Annotated in this window: 14 protein-coding genes and 1 pseudogene; 9 read left to right on the top strand and 6 right to left on the bottom strand. The window is 49.1% G+C overall.

Features of this window, described 5'->3' with window-relative positions; all coding sequences use genetic code 11:
- The first annotated feature begins 2 nt into the window (after window positions 1-2).
- On the top strand, window positions 3-626 hold the full coding sequence (locus IE082_RS10245; protein WP_189493822.1) for a riboflavin synthase: 624 nt from the start codon (window positions 3-5) through the stop codon (window positions 624-626).
- Window positions 627-709: 83 nt separating this feature from the next.
- Here IE082_RS10245 and ubiD read toward each other — a convergent pair whose 3' ends face one another.
- The 3 genes from ubiD to IE082_RS10230 all read right to left on the bottom strand — a co-directional run bounded on the left by ubiD (window position 710) and on the right by IE082_RS10230 (window position 4,654).
- Complete coding sequence (gene ubiD / locus IE082_RS10240) at window positions 710-2,185, bottom strand: 4-hydroxy-3-polyprenylbenzoate decarboxylase (RefSeq protein WP_189493821.1); 1,476 nt, start codon at window positions 2,183-2,185, stop codon at window positions 710-712.
- 103 nt (window positions 2,186-2,288) lie between these two features.
- Entirely contained in the window at window positions 2,289-4,343 is a 2,055-nt protein-coding gene (locus IE082_RS10235; RefSeq protein ID WP_189493820.1) for an ABC transporter ATP-binding protein/permease, read from the bottom strand.
- 20 nt (window positions 4,344-4,363) lie between these two features.
- Window positions 4,364-4,654: a hypothetical protein gene (locus tag IE082_RS10230; RefSeq protein ID WP_189493819.1), complete on the bottom strand. Its 291-nt coding sequence runs from the start codon at window positions 4,652-4,654 to the stop codon at window positions 4,364-4,366.
- Window positions 4,655-4,803: 149 nt separating this feature from the next.
- On the opposite strand from IE082_RS10230, the gene hemA reads away from it, so the two are divergent.
- From hemA to IE082_RS10215, 3 genes are all read left to right on the top strand, one after another.
- A complete protein-coding gene (gene hemA / locus IE082_RS10225; RefSeq protein ID WP_189493818.1) occupies window positions 4,804-6,087 on the top strand; it encodes a glutamyl-tRNA reductase in 1,284 nt (427 codons plus the stop codon).
- Window positions 6,088-6,168: 81 nt separating this feature from the next.
- Complete coding sequence (gene prfA / locus IE082_RS10220) at window positions 6,169-7,248, top strand: peptide chain release factor 1 (protein WP_189493817.1); 1,080 nt, start codon at window positions 6,169-6,171, stop codon at window positions 7,246-7,248.
- A 73-nt stretch (window positions 7,249-7,321) separates the two neighbouring features.
- On the top strand, window positions 7,322-7,657 hold the full coding sequence (locus tag IE082_RS10215; protein ID WP_189493816.1) for a hypothetical protein: 336 nt from the start codon (window positions 7,322-7,324) through the stop codon (window positions 7,655-7,657).
- 103 nt (window positions 7,658-7,760) lie between these two features.
- Here the strand turns inward: IE082_RS10215 and IE082_RS10210 are convergent, their stop codons facing one another.
- From IE082_RS10210 to IE082_RS10200, 3 genes and pseudogenes are all read right to left on the bottom strand, one after another.
- On the bottom strand, window positions 7,761-9,194 hold the full coding sequence (locus tag IE082_RS10210) for an ammonium transporter (protein WP_189493815.1): 1,434 nt from the start codon (window positions 9,192-9,194) through the stop codon (window positions 7,761-7,763).
- Window positions 9,195-9,321: 127 nt separating this feature from the next.
- Window positions 9,322-9,675, bottom strand: a pseudogene (locus IE082_RS10205) (P-II family nitrogen regulator).
- Between the two features lie 294 nt (window positions 9,676-9,969).
- The gene (locus IE082_RS10200; RefSeq protein ID WP_229809820.1) at window positions 9,970-10,512 is read right to left on the bottom strand and encodes an AAA family ATPase; all 543 of its coding nucleotides are present in this window, start codon (window positions 10,510-10,512) and stop codon (window positions 9,970-9,972) included.
- Between the two features lie 271 nt (window positions 10,513-10,783).
- Here IE082_RS10200 and IE082_RS10195 point away from each other — a divergent pair, with 271 nt between their 5' ends.
- From IE082_RS10195 to thiL, 5 genes are all read left to right on the top strand, one after another.
- Window positions 10,784-12,451, top strand: a complete 1,668-nt coding sequence (locus IE082_RS10195) for an NAD-dependent malic enzyme (protein WP_189493814.1) — start codon at window positions 10,784-10,786, stop codon at window positions 12,449-12,451.
- A 117-nt stretch (window positions 12,452-12,568) separates the two neighbouring features.
- Window positions 12,569-13,189 carry a uridine kinase gene (gene udk, locus IE082_RS10190; RefSeq protein ID WP_189493813.1) on the top strand — a complete coding sequence of 207 codons (621 nt, stop codon included), beginning with the start codon at window positions 12,569-12,571 and terminating at the stop codon, window positions 13,187-13,189.
- A gap of 193 nt (window positions 13,190-13,382) precedes the next feature.
- Window positions 13,383-13,886 (top strand): 6,7-dimethyl-8-ribityllumazine synthase, encoded by a 504-nt coding sequence (gene ribH, locus IE082_RS10185; RefSeq protein ID WP_189493812.1) that lies wholly within the window; start codon window positions 13,383-13,385, stop codon window positions 13,884-13,886.
- A 154-nt stretch (window positions 13,887-14,040) separates the two neighbouring features.
- Entirely contained in the window at window positions 14,041-14,472 is a 432-nt protein-coding gene (gene nusB / locus IE082_RS10180; protein WP_189493811.1) for a transcription antitermination factor NusB, read from the top strand.
- A 6-nt stretch (window positions 14,473-14,478) separates the two neighbouring features.
- Window positions 14,479-15,459 (top strand): thiamine-phosphate kinase, encoded by a 981-nt coding sequence (thiL, locus tag IE082_RS10175; RefSeq protein WP_189493810.1) that lies wholly within the window; start codon window positions 14,479-14,481, stop codon window positions 15,457-15,459.
- Window positions 15,460-15,591: the final 132 nt, after the last annotated feature.

The raw sequence follows: 15,591 nt of genomic DNA, 5'->3' as shown, positions 1-15,591 counted from the left end.
ACATGTTTACAGGCATTATTGCCGCCATCGGCAAAATCAGCGATGTTGAGCCACTCGGCGACGCTCATGCAGGCACACGACTGACAATACAGGCAGGCGATTTGGATTTATCCGACGTGGCGTTGGGCGACTCAATTGCGATTAACGGCGCGTGCATGACGGCGGTGGCGATTGACTCGACGGCAAACACATTCACCGTCGATGTCTCACGCGAGAGCCTGAACAAAACCACGGGTTTATCCAGCGTCGGATTCGTGAATTTAGAAAAAGCCATGCGACTATCCGACCGCCTCGGCGGCCATCTGGTCAGTGGTCACGTCGATGATGTCGCGGTCATCGACTCCTTCAAATCTGTCGGTGAGTCGTTCAAGCTCATCATCAAAGCCGATAAAAAATGGCAGCGCTTCATGGCAAACAAAGGCTCGGCCACCATCCACGGTACCAGTCTGACCACGAACCGCGTTTGGAGCGACGAGACATCGGTGTATGCTTCCATCAATCTGATTCCACACACCATGAGCCGCACGATTTTTCAGTACCTTCAAGCTGGCAATAAAGTCAATTTAGAAATTGATTTACTCGCACGCTATGTCGATCAGCTGATGAGCCAATCAGAGTCTTCATGACAACCCACGAGATGGTGTTGTATGAAGCACAACAAAATTAAAAAAAAGCGTGTTGAATCACTCAACACGCTTTTTTACGACACTCACAAGCCCAAACCGCACCATAACCCATCGATTTTTTGTTTCACATCGTCTGTCATCACAATCGTTGTCCCCCATTCTCGCGTGGTTTCGCCTTTCCATTTATTGGTCGCGTCCAACCCCATTTTTGAGCCCAGTCCCGATACGGGTGAGGCAAAATCAAGGTAATCAATCGGTGTATTGTCGACCAGCGTGGTATCGCGCGTCGGATCCATGCGTGTGGTTATGGCCCAGATGACTTCGTTCCAATCGCGCACGTTGATGTCGTCATCGACCACGATGATGAATTTCGTATACATGAATTGTCGCAGATACGACCACACGCCAAACATGATACGTTTGGCGTGGCCAGCATATTGTTTTTTGATGGAAACCACCGCCATGCGGTATGAGCAGCCTTCGGGGGGTAGGTAAAAATCCACAATTTCTGGGAATTGTTTTTGCAGTATCGGTACAAAAACCTCGTTAAGCGCCACGCCGAGCACAGCGGGCTCGTCGGGCGGTTTGCCTGTGTAGGTACTGTGGTAAATAGGGTCGTGGCGCATCGTGATGCGCTCCACAGTAAAAACAGGAAATGTTTCTTGCTCGTTGTAATAGCCAGTGTGGTCACCATAAGGCCCTTCAAGCGCCGTCTCATTCGGGTAAATCACGCCCTCAAGCACGATTTCGGCATTGGCGGGAACAGTCAATTCGTTGCCAATACACTGAGTTAATACAGTGCGAGAGTGACGCAATAAACCTGCGAATTGGTACTCCGACAAGGTGTCTGGCACAGGCGTAACCGCGCCGAGAATGGTGGCAGGATCGCAGCCGAGCACGACGCTGATGGGAAATGGCACACCAGGGTTTGCAATGCAATGGTCACGAAAATCCAACGCACCGCCACGGTGAGCAAGCCAGCGCATAATAAGTTTGTTGCGCCCAAGCAGCTGTTGGCGATAAATACCAAGGTTTTGGCGGGTTTTATGTGGGCCTTTTGTGACCACCAAGCCCCACGTGACGAGTGGCGCAACATCACCTGGCCAACAAGTTTGAATCGGAATTTGCGTCAAATCAACATCATCGCCTTCAATCACAATATCATGCACCGCAGCACCTTTAATGACCTTGGGGCGCATGTCCCACACGGCTTTGACCATCTCGCCCAGTTTGCCAATTTCTTTGATGCCCGCAGGTGGCGTAGGCTCTTTGAGCGCAGCGAGCAAGCTGCCAATGTGGCGCAACTCTGATATATCTTCCGCCCCCATGCCCAGTGCGACACGACGCAGTGTCCCAAACAAATTGGCCAACACAGGCATATCGTATTTTTTGACACCGTCAAAAACATTTTCAAACAGAATCGCAGGACCTGCTTTTTTTAAAGTTCGGTCAGCAATTTCAGTCATTTCAAGGACGGGTGAAATCGGCTTTGCAATGCGCTTTAGTTCGCCCATTTTTTCAAGTTGCGCCATAAAGTCGCGTAAATCAGTGTAGTGCATATTGGCCTATTGGTTCATCAAGTAAAATTGCTCAAAAAACGCCGCCATCACCCCAAAGTCATGGCGGCGTTTCTCAAGTCTGCATTGCGCCGTTTTGATGCCATCAAATGGTTTGAGTCTTGGCTTTAAAACCACCCAGCGCATCCGCTGACAAATGCAGGGCATGGGTATGGTAGGTTTTTAGTTGTTCATGATGAGAGACGCTCACCAAAGTGATATTCGGCAAAAACTCCAGCAAAGTGGCATACAACGTCTTTTCATTCTCAATATCGAGCGACGCTGTCGCCTCGTCCAAAAACAGATAATCAGGCCGCTGCAAAAACACTCGAGCAAAAGCCAAGCGCTGCTGCTCGCCACCAGACAAAACCTGCCCCCAAGTGTTTTCTTCGGACAATCGTGTCTTCAAGTGAGACAATTGACACATTTCCAAAACCGTTTCATAAGCCGCGTCTTGATACATATCCGCAGGCGCTGGATAAGCCAGAGCTTCACGCAAAGAAGCAATCGGGAAATAAGGCCTTTGGGGCAAAAACTGGATTTTACCTTTGCTTGGCACATCAATATGCCCCTTGCCATACGGCCATAAAGCAGCCACCGCACGAAGGATGGTGCTTTTCCCTGAGCCAGATGCACCAGTCACCAACCAGCGCTGCCCTTGCGAGATTTGCCAATCAATTCCCAATACTTGAGGTTGCTCATGCATCACACCAAAATCATCAAACTGTGGACGGTTGAGAGAAACATGACCCAGTGCAATACCACCAACATTATTCGGAGTGACAATGAGTGGTGAGCGTTCATTAAAAGCATCTACCTCAAGCATACCCTTCTCAAGGGTAAACAAACGAGTAGCAGTACCACGCAACTCAGCAATGTTTTGATATTGATCAATAAACCATGACAAGCTTTCTCTTAACTCACCAAAGGTTCGTAAAATTTGCATGAAGTTACCCCAAGTCATGGCCTTATCTGCAAAATATTTAGGTGCCATAAGTAATATGGGCACGATGACAGAAGCTTGGTTATAAGACAAGCTAGAAAAGCCTAAGAACTTCAAAGCCCACATACGAGTGTTCCAGTTACTGCGTACAATACCAAATAAACGACGGCTCTCATTATTGTGATTCAACTCTCCTCTCAAAAAGGTAATACCTTCAGCATACTCACGAGCACGAATCAAGTGATAGCGGAAAAATGCATTGTATCTCTGGCGCAAGACCTCAACTTTAATCAAGCGACGACCAACAAAGCTAATAAAGATTGAACCAAAAATCGCATAAACCACAGCCGTCCAGAACAAATAATCAGGAATAATCACATCAATGCCAAAGCGGGTAAAAGCCAAATCCCCAGAGATTTCAATCATTAATTTAGAAAACTCGTACAAAGAGGTAATTGCAATATAAGCCCCAAAATACAAATAAATGGCCAACTCAGTGAACTTATCTAAATCTTCAGCAATGCGCTGGTCTGGATTTTCTTGTTTGCTTTGTTGGGACAAATAATAAAAACGGCTTTTGTCAAAATATTGTGTCGAAAAAATCTGCGTCAGCCATGTTCGCCAGCGAATCTGTAGCAATTGCTGAAAAAACTGCCTATAAGTTCCAACCAACACCCAAAATACTGCCAATACTGTGAAAACACCTGTCTGAATCCAAAACTCGGGCTCATTCCGATTCTGAATAGCATCGTAAAATGACTTAGACCAGAGCGCAAACGCTACATTCAACTTCACACTAACAGATGCCAAAAATAAAGTGAAAGCGCTCAGAATCCATGCACGCACAACACGAGCCTCAGGATGCTTTTTGGAGTGCCAACGATAAAAAAGCACAGAAAACGACGCGATTGATACAGGCAAACCAACCAATAAAAACAAGTCTTGCCCAGATGACTGCTGAACACGCTCCATCCACTTCATAAATCGCTCTTCGACTTGTTCACTGGTTGTCAAAAAAGCAAAAAATGCAATCAGCACCACAGACCCAATCAAAGCCCACAAACCGCCCCAATAACGAGCACTGAATGAAAAGATAGATGAGTAGGTAGCCAAATCTCGATAGCCAATGGCTCGCTCATCCGCACTGAGGTCGGGTAGCCCATCCTGCTCCCAGCTCAGTTCTTGTTTTTGTGATACATTTGATGTACTGATTGTCATACAGCCCTCTATAAATCAAACTATTTTTTACGAGATTTACTAATTGTAGTACGCGGCCGCCTCACCACAAACTTCGCAGCCAGAAATGCCGCCGTGACGGTAATCAGCACACCACGTACATCAGTTGGAAAAAATGCCAGCGCAGGCCAAATGCCTTTGGCTGCCATGCCAAACCAGCCGACCAGCAGACTGGCCGCACTGGCAAACAATGTGACACGAGACAATGGCGCTGGCGAACCGCTGGTTTTTTTCACCACCAGCGCGACGATAAAGCCCAAAAGAATGAGCCAGAGCTCTTGTTGTAAAAACATAAATGACGTGCCTTGTGTGACGCAAGATGACTTGAGCACAAGGACTAATAGCCCTTGCGCGGATTGCCGAGTATAATACCAAGTTTCCTGCGGCCCTTTAAACGATTTGCCGCGTTTTTTGCCCGAAACTCTGATTTATGCCGCTATTTGTGATTGGATTGAACCACACGACTGCTCCGCTCGCCTTGCGCGAGCGTGTCGCGTTTGCACCATCAGAATTAAGCCACGCACTGCCTACGCTATGCGATGCGCTCGAATCTGGCGCACAAGTGGCTGTGCTTTCCACCTGCAACCGCGCAGAAGTATACGCAGTGGTCGAATCAGCCGAGCAATCAACACAAGCAGCCGCGCGTGCTTTAGCATGGCTAGCCGATTACCACCACGTACCGACAGCCGACTTGGCGCAGCACATCTACGTGCTGCACGGTCAAGCAGCCATCGAACACGCATTTGCGGTCGCCAGCGGTATGGATTCGATGGTGCTCGGCGAGCCGCAAATTTTGGGTCAAATGAAGCAGGCCATACGCATCGCCAGCCACGCAGGTACGAATGGCACTGCACTACAGCAATGGTTTGACAAAAGTTTTACAGTGGCAAAAGAAGTGCGCACCCAAACAGCCATCGGCGAGCACTCGGTCTCAATGGCAGCGGCATCTGTCAAGCTCGCGCGGCACGTGTTTGATGATTTTACTTCCCTTCGCGTGTTGCTCGTCGGTGCAGGTGAAATGATAGAGGTTGTCGCCGCGCATGTCGCAGGCCAAAACCCTGCCAATCTCTCCGTCGCCAATCGCTCGTTAGAGCGCGCCGAAGAGCTGCTCGCCCCCTATCAGCACCTGACCACCACTGCGCTGCGACTGGCCGAACTACCAGAACAATTATCCGACTTTGATCTCATTATCACCAGCACTGCCAGCACCTTGCCCATCATCGGCTTGGGTATGGTCGAATTCGCACTAAAGCAACGCCGATACCGACCCATGGTGATGGTTGACCTCGGCGTACCACGTGACATCGAAGCGGCCGTCGCCAAGCTCAATGACGCTTATCTATATACCATTGATGACCTATCAAATATCGTCAAGCACAACAGCGCACAGCGCGAAGCCGCTCTTACCGACGCGCAAAAAATCATCACCAGTCACGTCGCCCAATTTGACATTGAGCGCACCCGTCGCAATCACAGCTCAGACGTCCAACTGCTGCGTCAACACTTTGACCGATTGCGTCAACAAGAATTAGACCGCGCCATAAACGCCTTCACAGGCCAAACCAACATCAGCCATGAAGAGCTGCGCACAGCCATGAGCCAAATGTCGCAACGTCTCATCAATAAAATCCTACACGAGCCCACCATCGGCATTCAAAGCACCGACGATGCCACACGCCAAGCATGGCAAACCGCCATGCGCGAGTGGCTGAACAACGACTCGTAGCATTTCATTGTCCCACGCCCATAAATCAGGTTGATAAACCTGACTTGAATCCACCAACACACTGAAAAGCAGAAACACACCATGAAAAACTCCATGCGCGAAAAGCTCGCTCAACTCGACCTGCGTCAAGCTGAAATTGACGCCATGCTGCAGCAACCAGACGTCACTGACGACATCAATAACTACCGAAAATTATCCAAAGAGCACGCCGAAATCACCCCCGTCGTCGAAACATTCAAACAATTCACCCAAACCGAAAAAGACATCGAATCCGCCCACGAGCTGCTCACCGACCCTGATTTCAAAACCATGGCTCAAGAAGAGATTCAAACAGGCAAAGACAAACTTGAAGCGCTCAAAGACGAGTTGCAAACCATGCTTTTACCCAAAGACGAAAATGACGAGCGCAACATCGTTCTCGAAATCCGTGCAGGCACAGGCGGTGACGAGTCTGCCTTATTCGCAGGCGATCTTTTGCGTATGTACACACGCTACGCAGAACGTCAACGCTGGCAAACCGAAATCATGAGCGAATCCGTATCAGACTTGGGCGGCTACCGCGAAGTCATCGTGCGCATCGCAGGACTCAACGTTTATTCCAAAATGAAATTCGAATCAGGCGGCCACCGCGTCCAACGCGTCCCCGAAACCGAAGCCCAAGGACGCATCCACACCTCCGCCTGCACCGTCGCCGTCATGCCCGAAGCCGATGAAATCGGCGACGTCCACATCAACCCAGCCGACTTGCGCATCGACACCTTCCGCGCGTCAGGCGCAGGTGGGCAACACATCAACAAAACCGACTCCGCCGTGCGCATCGTCCACATCCCAACAGGCACTGTCGTCGAGTGCCAGGATGGCCGTTCTCAACACTCGAACAAAGCCACCGCCATGAAAATCCTCGTCACGCGAATTCGTGATGCCCAAGTCCGCGAACAACAAGCCAGCGAAGCCGCTACCCGAAAATCCCTCGTCGGTTCAGGTGATCGCTCTGAGCGCATTCGCACATATAATTTCCCACAAGGTCGCATCACAGACCACCGCGTTAACCTCACGTGGTATAAAATCGACGCCATGCTCGACGGAGACCTTGACGACATGTTCAACGCTCTATCTGCCGAACACCAAGCGGAGCAACTCGCCGCACTCGGAGACGAGTAAGCGTTAAAACAAAGCCCTCAAACAAGCTCATTAATTTACGTATAATGCAACACCTCACCCACAGGAGTTCACCATGAAATCATTAAAATGGGCAGCCTTGACTGCCGTTGTCGCTCTCACCGCTTGCACCCAAGAAACCCAAAACCAAATCGGTCGAAGTGTCCAAAACTGGACAGGAACCAATGGCGTTTTAGAGGTGTATGCAGGTCAGGTTCTGGTCAAGCGTTTCCTGCAAGTGGACAAGCTCTCCACTGCCTATGGCACCAACGACAAAGAGGCACGTCCCTATCGATTTGGCAATGGCCGCATTGATTTAAACCTAAACGGCAAAGTTGACCCAGGTGAAAACAAAGTGTATTTTGAGTTCAGCGACTACTCAACCAATTATATTTTTTACGAAGCACCGTAATCGGTCTCTATCGATTTTCGCCGTACAAAAAAACCAGCATTTTTGCTGGCTTTTTTGGTGCTTGCTTTTACTATTGTTCACATACTATATTAGTTGAAAATCATTACGCTGACACAGGTTTGGCAATGTACACAGGTGCGGTCAAGCCACTTTCAGATGAAGACACATCCGCTTTGCTAAACCCCAAACCATCACTTGAATAACCCGCTTCTTCATGACTGGCGATATCGATACCTTGTACCTCATCCGCCTCAGACACACGCAAACCGATGGTGAATTGAATTGCTTTGAGGATAATGTAAGTTACCACGGCAGAGTACACAATCGTCGCACCAACCGCCGTCAATTGAATCACCACTTGTTCGCCAACAGGTTTAGCGGCCTCACCCAACGTTGAAAAGGCAAAAGCACCTGTAGCCACCGCACCGATAATACCCGCTACGCCATGGCAAGCGAACACATCAAGCACGTCATCAACACGAAATGCTCTTTTATACTGAACAGCCCAAAAGCTGCCTGTCGCGCCCAACACACCAATGACGAGAGCATAAGCAGGACTGACCAAACCAGCCGCAGGCGTAATAGCCACTAAGCCAACCACCACACCTGTTGCCGCACCAACAGCACTCATAGCATGACCAGAGATTTTTTCCCAAACGAGCCATGTAGCCAACGCTGTACCTGTGGCGATTTGAGTCGTCAACAACGCCAAGCCCGCATCATCGTTCGCACCCAATGCACTGCCGGCATTGAAACCGAACCAGCCGAACCAGAGCAAGCCAGAACCGAGCATAACGAAAGGGATGTTATGTGGAATCGCTGTTTGACGAGATGTTTTTAAACGCGGGCCGAGCACAATCGCAGCGACCAAGGCCGACACACCAGCATTGATGTGTACCACCGTACCACCAGCAAAGTCGAGCGCACCGATAACAAGCAACCAGCCAGAAACATCCCAAACCCAGTGAGCAATCGGACTATAAACCAGTAGACTCCACAAGGCGATAAACGCCAAATAAGCACTGAATTTCATGCGATCAACCAACGCACCGCTAATCAGCGCCGCCGCGATGATGGCAAAAGTCATTTGAAACATCACAAACACATATTTCGGAATGGCGTGACCATCGGCCGCCTCAAATGTCCCCACCAAAGTCCCCATGTCCATGCCTGCCAGCATGATATTGTCAAAACTACCGAAGTATGCACCCATAGGATTGTCACCAAAAGCGAAAGAAAACCCAGCCACCGTCCAAACAATGGTCACCACGCCGAGCGCACCAAACGACATCATCATGGTGTTCAAAACGCTTTTACCTCGCGACAAACCACCGTAGAAAAAGGCCAAAGCAGGTGTCATTAAGAGCACCAGAGCCGAGCAAATCAGCATAAATGCTGTGTCACCACGATTAAGTACCAGCTCAACAGCCGCAGGAGTGGGGGCATCTGCAGCAGGTGCTACCACCTCAGGCGTTGCCTGCGCCAGAGCCACACCCGAAGCGAGGGCCAGTACAAGGAAGGTTAAATATCGTTTCATGGGATTCTCCTGTTGATTCTCGGTGGGTTTTATGAATAAAAGATACAAAACATCATCTCTCGATGAAAAGTAGAAAGCTGCAGCAATCAAAAATCAGTGAACCGCTCTTTCTAAGTCTGTTTAATGCTTAATGATCAACAGGCGTCAACGCACTGTTGTCCAGCTCATTCGTGCGAATCCGCACCACATGGTCTAATGGCTGGACAAAGATTTTGCCATCACCCACGTCACCTGTTTGTGCCGCCTGACAAATCGCATTGATGGTGACATCGACAAAAGTCTCACTGACAGCGATTTTCAATTCGATTTTGTCGTGAAACTCCAGTTTGACTTGTTGACCACGCTAGTGCTCCAAAACCTCATGCTCACCACCATGTCCTGCCACCTTAGCCAAGCTCATGCCTGTGAAGCCAACCTTGAACAAAGCCTCCTTAACATCAGAGAGCTTTTCTGAGCAAATGATTGCGGTGATAAGTTTCATGACGTCTCCTTTTGATAAAACAGGGTAAAACCGCACCCTTTTGACCTTAGTGTGCCCAACAAAACCCGATTTGTAAAGTGCTGCAACGCGACAAAATACACTTTAAGCCATTGATAAAAAAGAATTTTTGCAACAACCCAGTGCACAACTGTCAACAGTCACACCAATAACACACCAAATCAGAGCACAAAAAACTCCTGCAATCTCTGAGCCATCAAAAAGCGCACCAAATAGGTGCGCCAAAAATAATTCAAAAAAAATAAAAATGTTGCAAAAAAGTAGTACCAGCCCGAGTCACCGCCCCGAATCAAACAATTGATTCACAGCATCAATTGCACACTGCGTCCGTACAGGGCCAATACCACGCACTTCGGCCCATGGCGTATGTTGACTCTTCAAAATCTCTTTATAAACTTGATATAGCTTATCGCGCGTCTCCAAATCAGGATACTCGCGCAAATGATCACGTGTCCAAGGCAAATCAGGACAAGCCAACAAATACATATCATACTCTCGCCGTGCGCGCTCTTGCTCAACCAGTTCATGCTCTTTGCCAAAGACAAACGTGCTCCACACATGCATCACGTGCATGTCGGTATCAAAAAACAAATAGGGCGTGCCCTCACGCACTGCCAGCGCCGTCGCAGCATCTTCCAAAGCCAACTGGCCTTTGGCGATGGTCAACAAATCCTCAAACGAATAATCTGTTCCATGCTCAGTCAAGTATTCACGAGCAAACTCTCGCACCCACAAGCCTTGATAATGCTCTGCCAACGCTTCGCATAAACTGCTTTTTCCCGTTGACTCTGGCCCCACCACCACAATTTTTTTCATCATTCACCTCAATTAATTAACTACATCCATAACTAAATTTGGTGAAAATAGTAGCATAAAAAAACGCTCATCACGCTGAAAAGCCCCTCAAATGCTGCATCGCGACTTGACTTTTTCAGTCGCATCCGCCATCCTTGCGTGCTGCATCGCGACTTGACTTTTTCAGTCGCATCCGCCATCCTTGCGCCTTGTTTCACCGCAGGCTGGGCAAAGACCCATCACTCATGTCGCCTCGGTTTATCGACAGATACTATTTCGCACAAAAGGAGCTTTTATGCAGGACACGGTTAAGATTAAATCACGAGGGCGCACGTTACTCGAAGACCCTTATTTGAACAAAGGCACGGCATTTTCCATCGAGGAGCGCCGTGCCTTTGGCATTGAAGGGCGTTTGCCACAGCGTGTCGAAACATTAGAAGAACAAGTCGCACGCAGTTATGAGCAGTACCAAAAATTCGCCACACCACTCGACAAATACGTTTATCTGCGCGCTTTACAAGATTACAACCGCACCACGTTCTATGCTCTAGTGATGGCACACATCGAAGAAATGCTGCCCATTGTGTACACCCCCACAGTCGGCGAAGCCATTCAGGAGTTCAGCCACATTTACCGTGAGCCGCGCGGCTTGATTGTGACCGAAGACAATTACCAGCGACTCGATGAGATTCTCGCCAGTTATGGCGAAAATGACCTCGCGGTGGTCACCGACGCAGAAGGTATTTTGGGCATTGGAGATCAAGGTTTCGGCGGTATCGCCATCTGTATGGGCAAGTTAAGTTTGTACTCACTCACAGCTGGGATTGACCCAGCACGCAGCCTGCCCGTGTTACTTGACTTCGGCACGGACAACAAAAAACTCCTTGAAGACCCATTCTATTTAGGTGTGCGCAAAACACGCATCCGTGGCGATAAATACTTTGAAATCATTGATGCGTTCATCGCCGCATGGAAAAAACGCTTCCCGAAAGCCTTGCTGCAATGGGAAGATTTGAGCAAATCATCGGCATTTGAAGTCCTTGCCCGCTACCGCGACGTCGTACCATCGTTTAACGACGACATTCAAGGCACAGGCGCGACTGCACTCGCAGGCTTACTCGCAGCGACCGAGCAAGGAAAAACTTTACCAGACCAAGTGTTCCTCGTCAGCGGCGCAGGCGCAGGCGGTATCGGGGTGGCCAAACAAGTGAAAAACGGCCTCGTCCGCCTCGGCTTGTCTGATGAAGAAGCAAAAAAACGCATCTATGTACTGGACTCACGCGGTTTGATTTTAACCGACCGTGAAGGCCTTGAAGATTATAAAATGGAGTTCGCACACCCACGCAGCGATTTGGCCAACTGGGAATTCGCGAGCAAAAACCCAAACTTGATTGAAACCATCCGCAATGCGAAAGTGACCGTATTGCTCGGTTTGTCAGGCCAAGGCGGCTCATTTGACCAAAAAGTCATCGACGAAGTGATGAAAAACACCCCTCGCCCCATCATTTTCGCGATGTCAAACCCAACCAACCTCACCGAAATCTTGCCGAAAGACGCCATTTGCTGGACTGATGGCCACGCCATCGTTGTGACAGGCAGCCCATTCTCCCCTGTGGAGTGGAAAGGCAAAACCCACCAAATCGGCCAAGGCAACAACACCTTTGTCTTCCCTGGCATCGGTTGGGGTGTCGCCGCCGCAGGTGCACGCACTGTTGAGGCAGAAATGATGACAGAGGCCGCATTTGCCCTCGCCACACAGGTCACATCAGAACGACTCGCCACAGGCGCAGCATTCCCGCCCATCACTGACCTAATGAAAGTCACTAATCACGTGGCACGTGCGGTTGCTGAGTGCGCATTCAGACTCGGCGTTGCGACAGTAACACGAGAGGAGATGGAATCACGACTGGCTGAACGAGATTGGGTACCAAAATACTCGACTTATGAATACGACCCAAGCTAAGTCACGTGTAAACCACGAAACCAACAGAAAGCGAGCATCATGCTCGCTTTTTGCTTAATGCTGCCCACTCTTTCTGATATTATGCGCCCTGTTTGTAACCATCTCACAGGCAGCATCATGACGACCCCATTCATCATCGGCATCGCAGGCGGCAGCGGCAGTGGCAAATCCACCGTGACCCGCAAAGTCATCGAAGCGGCAGGCACCGAGCACACGGCGGTGATTATTCAAGACAATTATTATCGTGACCAAAGCGATTTGACATTCGAGCAACGCATTCACATGAATTATGACCACCCACATGCTTTTGATTGGGCATTGATGGCAGAGCAGCTCGATGATTTGCGCAACAACGTACCGATTCAAATGCCCACCTATAACTATACCGAGCACACCCGTGCAAAAGAAACGGTTGTGGTCGCCCCCGCCACGGTGATTGTTCTTGAGGGGATTTTTGCGTTGTATGACAAGGCATTGCGTGACATGATGTCGCTCAAAATTTACGTCGATACAGATCCCGATGTTCGCTTCATCCGCCGTTTGACTAGAGACATCCAAGAACGTGGCCGTTCAATGGACAATGTCATTTCCCAGTACAAAGCCACCGTTCGCCCGATGCACAACCAATTCGTCGAGCCGTCGAAGCGATTTGCCGATGTGATTTTGCCACACGGTGCGAATGACCCTGCTGTGGACATGATCACGGCGAAAATCATCAGCTTGATACAGTCTTCCTAACGACCAAGCGATTCAGCTCTGGCTTGTTGTTTTGTTCTATTGCTTGAAAACATGCTGATTAAATCACACGAACCAATGTTTATTCAAAAGCAGGCCCTCGCAGGGTCTATCTGCACGGAGCATAATCGCGTACAATGCCACCTATAAGCGAATCTCCAACCGTGAGGTACGCAGCAATAAATAGGAATTTCACATGATTGAGCAATTCAAACCCATCATCTCAGGTAATGGCTTACGCATAGGTATCGTTCAAGCCCGTTTCAACGAAGAGGTCTGTGAAGGTCTCTATCAAGCTTGTATCAATGAGCTGCTCGCACAGGGCGTGCTTGAAGATGACATTCTCTACATTACTGTCCCCGGCGCACTCGAAGTGCCGTTGGCATTGCAAATGCTGGCTCAAACCGAAGAGTTTGATGCATTGATAGCACTCGGTGCGGTCATTCGCGGTGAAACGTATCATTTTGAACTGGTTTCAAATGAATCAGGCGCAGGCATCACGAAAGTTGGTTTGGATTTCAACATGCCCATTGCCAATGCCATTTTGACCACCGAAAATGACGAACAAGCCATCGAGCGCATGGCCACCAAAGGGTCAGAAGCAGCGCGTGTCGCTATCGAAATGGCTTGTCTGTACGAAGGGCTTGATGCATTCATGGGCGGCAATGCCGTTAATGCAGATGATGCTGCAAACATCTGAACGTTCAACGAACGAGATTACGACACTTTTATGGTGAGGCAGCACTCAGACACTTGTCACTGCTGCCATTCCAAAACTCAGCAATTTATTGCATAAAGCGCCATTCACGAACAAAGTCATTGCTTACTTTGTTCTTTTTCATTAAGGACAAAACATGAAAAGTGCACGCAGACGCTCGCGTGAATTAGTGGTACAAGGTTTATATCAATGGCTCGTTACAGGCGAAGACATCGGTGCCATTGACGCCTTTGTGCGAGAAACGCCAGACTTTCACAAGGCTGATGAAACGTATTTCAAGCAATTATTCTACGGCGTGGTCAAAAACACCGATGATTTGCGAGCCAGTATCGCCCCGCATTTAGACCGCACCATTGATGAACTCAGTCCCGTCGAACACGCTGTTTTGCTTGAGTCGGCCTATGAGTTGACCCACGAATTAGCCGTACCCTACAAAGTAGTCATCAACGAAGCAGTGGAAATCACCAAAAGCTTTGGCGGAACAGACGGCTTTAAATATGTCAATGGCGTGCTCGACAAAGTCGCAGCTGCTACTCGTTCATTAGAAATTTCTGCAGAGCAAAAATAGCTAAAGATGTCAGACGAGTTCTCGCTCATTAAAAAATACTTCACTCAAACCCCGCATCAATCAGGTGCGGTGAATTTGGGAGTTGGGGACGACGCCGCATTATTCACCATCGCAGATCATCACCAATGCGTCATCACCACAGATGCCCTGATTTCAGGCAGGCACTTCTTTCCCGACACTAACCCTTATCGGCTTGGTCAAAAGTCTCTTGCGGTCAATCTCTCAGATTTAGCGGCCATGGGCGCACAGCCCATCGCATTTACTCTGACACTTGCGCTGCCTCAAGCCGATGAGTCATGGCTATCAGCTTACAGCCAAGGACTGTTAGATACCGCCGCTGAGTTCAACTGTGACCTTATCGGCGGTGATACCACCGGCAGCGATCTACTCATGATTAGCATTACAGCCATTGGGCAAGTACCGCGCGGACAAGCTATTCGCAGAAATACAGCTCAAGTCGATGATGACATTTGGGTGACGGGTACGCTGGGCGACGCCTCTCTTGCTTTGTCATTGCTAAAAAAACACATCAATGACGAGCACCTAAGAATCATCAGAAGTCGGTTAGAGAGTCCTACACCACGAATCAGCACAGGAATGCAACTTCGTCACATCGCTCATGCGATGCTCGACTTATCCGATGGTCTTGCTGGCGACTTAAAACACATATTACAAGCCTCTAAAGTCAACGCGTGCATTGATTTAGATACCCTGCCCACCTCACCGACGTTGCGGCAATACCCAACACTCACCCAATGGCAACATGCCATCTCAGGCGGTGATGATTATGAATTATGCTTTACTGCCCCAATCAGCCATCGCAGCTCAATCAACGCCCTTCAAAACCATACAGGTGTACATTGCACGCGTATTGGAACAATCACAGCGCCGACATCTACTCAATCCCACATCATCAGCTGGCACTCGCGCAAATACCCTGAACAAGCAGTCAAAACACAAGATTGGTCTGGCTATACGCATTTTTAAATGAACACAACCTTGCCCATCAAACACTGGCAGAATTTGTTCAACCAAAAGCAAGCGCCAGAGTTGCACAAGCATCCTTCATTGTTTCTGTTTTTGGCTTGATTTGGTTTTATCGCCGTGTTGTTTTGAGCG

It is taken from the genome of Formosimonas limnophila, assembly GCF_014652675.1.
Lineage (GTDB): Bacteria > Pseudomonadota > Gammaproteobacteria > Burkholderiales > Burkholderiaceae > Hydromonas > Hydromonas limnophila.
The sequence above is the reverse complement of the archived record's forward strand: the minus strand, read 5'-3'. Positions and strand labels throughout refer to the sequence as shown.